The sequence below is a fragment of the Psychrobacter sp. T6-1 genome (assembly GCF_052258445.1).
Map to the genome: position 1 here is coordinate 1 of NZ_JBQQFC010000311.1, position 2,726 is coordinate 2,726.

2 protein-coding genes and 1 pseudogene are annotated in these 2,726 nt (G+C 49.8%); 2 read left to right on the forward strand and 1 reads right to left on the reverse strand.

Going from position 1 to position 2,726, the window contains the following annotated elements; all coding sequences use genetic code 11:
- Together mltG and tmk are read left to right on the forward strand one after the other, a co-directional pair.
- A partial coding sequence (gene mltG / locus ACTXGO_RS12115) for an endolytic transglycosylase MltG (protein WP_443574727.1) occupies nucleotides 1–822 on the forward strand: 822 nt, incomplete at its 5' end.
- A gap of 98 nt (nucleotides 823–920) precedes the next feature.
- Nucleotides 921–1,592, forward strand: a complete 672-nt coding sequence (tmk, locus tag ACTXGO_RS12120) for a dTMP kinase (protein WP_443574729.1) — start codon at nucleotides 921–923, stop codon at nucleotides 1,590–1,592.
- Nucleotides 1,593–1,688: 96 nt separating this feature from the next.
- On the opposite strand, the pseudogene ACTXGO_RS12125 reads toward tmk, so the two are convergent.
- Nucleotides 1,689–2,726: pseudogene (locus tag ACTXGO_RS12125) on the reverse strand (cation:proton antiporter); the annotation flags it as partial.

Below are 2,726 nucleotides of genomic sequence, written 5' to 3' on the forward strand. Positions count from 1 at the left end.
CTCCCTGAGAACCCAACGATGGCAGAAGTGTTGCACGTACTAGAGCAAGGCGCCAAAGTGGCGATGGTCAAAGTACAGGTCATCGAAGGCAAAACGGCAAACGATCTGTATCAGAACTTACGTGACAATTCAGGTATTAAAAAAGAAGTACTGACCGCAGACGCGGACAACCAGAGCATCGCTGAGGCGCTAGATTTGGTCGGTATCCTGCCAGATTCGGTGACCAGTAGTGATGATCCTATCGTCAGCTATAACTTGGAGGGTTGGTTCACCCCAGATACCTATTATTACGGCGAGGGCGCAACGGACACGCAGGTGCTCACCGATCTGTATAAGCGCCAGCAACAAGCCCTGACCAAAGCGTGGGAGAATCGCGCGCCAGACTTGCCTTATGAGACGCCGTATCAGGCGCTTATTATGGCCTCCATTATTGAAAAAGAAACCAGCGTTGCTGATGAGCGTCCACTAGTCTCAGCGGTATTTAATAACCGCTTTAAAAAAGGCATGCGCATGCAAACGGATCCAACCATTATCTATGGTATGGGTAGCCGTTATGATGGCAATATTCGCCGCGCTGATATCGATGAAACCACCAGCTACAATACTTATCAGATCGATGGCCTACCGCCAACGCCCATCTCCTTACCGTCGCCAGCTTCCATCGAGGCCACTTTGCACCCAGCAGATAGCGAAGCCTTGTACTTTGTGGCGACAGGAACGGGCGGGCATAAATTTACCGATAATTTGGCGGATCATAACCGCGCGGTACAAGAGTACCTCAAAGTTATGCGGGAGAAAAAATCACAGACGCCGCCTGAATAAGTATAAGCGCTTGCTGGTGTCATTGATCTAGCTAGCGCTGATCCAATCGTTCAATTCATTCTAAAATTCGTTACAGATTTTATCAATAAGGCTATCCAATGCCAGTATCAGCAATGACCTCTACCCAAGCCGCATCCGCTCAAGGGCGCTTTATTAGCTTTGAGGGCACCGAAGGCGTCGGAAAGACTACCGCAATTGAGCAGTTGTGTACGCGCTTGCAAGCAGCGGGTATCGACTACTTGCGCACGCGTGAGCCGGGCGGGAGTCCATTCGCTGAGCGTCTGCGCGCCATACTGCTCGACCCTGCTACCGACATCAATGACGACACCGAGCTACTACTACTATTTGCCGCGCGCTGCGATCACGTTCAGCAGGTGATTATGCCAGCGCTGGCACGCGGTACTTGGGTCATTTGCGATCGCTTTGTCGACTCGACGATGGCCTATCAAGGCTATGGCCGCGCCTATGGTGAGCCGCTTATGCGCGCAAAAATAGCGCAGCTTAGCGAGCAGTTTGTCCCGCTTCTGCCAGAGCTGACGTTATGGCTGGATTTACCAGTGCATGAGGGCATGGCGCGCGCAGGTAAGCGCAGCACTGCCGATAGGTTTGAGCAGCAGGCGACTGAGTTTTTTACTCGAGTATATAAGGGGTTTGAGGCATTGGCGGCGGCCTATCCTGAGCGTATTTGCCGTATTGATGCCTCTGGTACTAGCGACGAGGTTAGCGCGCGGGTATGGCAGGCGGTTGAGGATAGGTTCAGTATTACCTAGCATGTGCTTTAACCTATAAACAATTAAAGCAAAGCCCCAGCACTCATCGAGAACTGGGGCTTTTTTACGTAAGAATATAGACAACAGATAACGCGGTTATTTATCTGCCTTGTTATCTATGACATCATCGCTATCAGGTAGACGATTAGGGTCTAAATCACCGCTCTTAGTTCTAGGTGCTGCGCCGCTACCATTGGCATTGCTACTACTCATCGTTTTGTCTTTTGTAGGCTGTGCTGAATTATCTGTCATGACGCCTTTACCCGTATTGACAGGCTCTTTTTTGGCGATCGGCTCAGGATCTATCACTTTAGCCTCTGCTGTACTCTGGGTAGCAGGTGCCTCCTCAACGAGTGGCTCGTCACTGACATCAGCGATCAGCTCTTTTTCTTTGCGTTTTTCAGGCGCTTTGTAGTCAGCCTCAAACTTGGCGTCAGCATTAGCACGCGCTTGTATTTGCTTGGCGGTGACGTCGACTTCTTTTGGTTGTACCTCATCGTCGACGACTAGAGCAATCAGTTTGCGATCGCGTGCAACTACGCCGTCAAACTTGTCGGTAATGACGCTCAGCTTACCTTCTTTGTCTATCGTATATAACGGCACGAACTGCTTATTATCCGCGCGGTACTGCTCAAAGCTATAGCTGTCAGTGATATTAGTAATCTTGATGCGCGCTTTTTTGGATATCATGCTGGCAAGCTTGGTGTAAGTGACATCTTTGCCAAATAGCCACTGCGATTTAAAGTTAGATTGCTTATCATCGCGCTCGCTTTTGACTTTTTCATCACTAAATTTGAGACGATAAAGTTTACGCTCACCAAACTCATGACGATAGTGAATCTCTGACAAAGTATTCATCTCTTTGTCCATACTCATGGCAAATAGATGACCGATACCGATAAGATCCAGATGATGGTCAGCATGGTCAGAGATCGGATTACCAAAGTAGGTGCGTAGACCGCTCATACGGGCGCGGGCGATGTTGGTATAGTTGTTGTGCGCGACGATGACATCAAAACCTTGATCCTTTAAGGAAGTCGCGACGAGCAGCGCCACAGGGTTTGAGCCGACGACCAAAATACCGTTGGTCTCAGGCTCGCGTACACCAAGTAGATTGCCGACCAGTTTTGCGCC

Coding starts and splice junctions, on each gene's coding strand:
- tmk (WP_443574729.1), top strand. CDS start 921: ATGCCAGTATCAGCAATGACCTCTACCCAAGCCGCATCCGCTCAAGGG.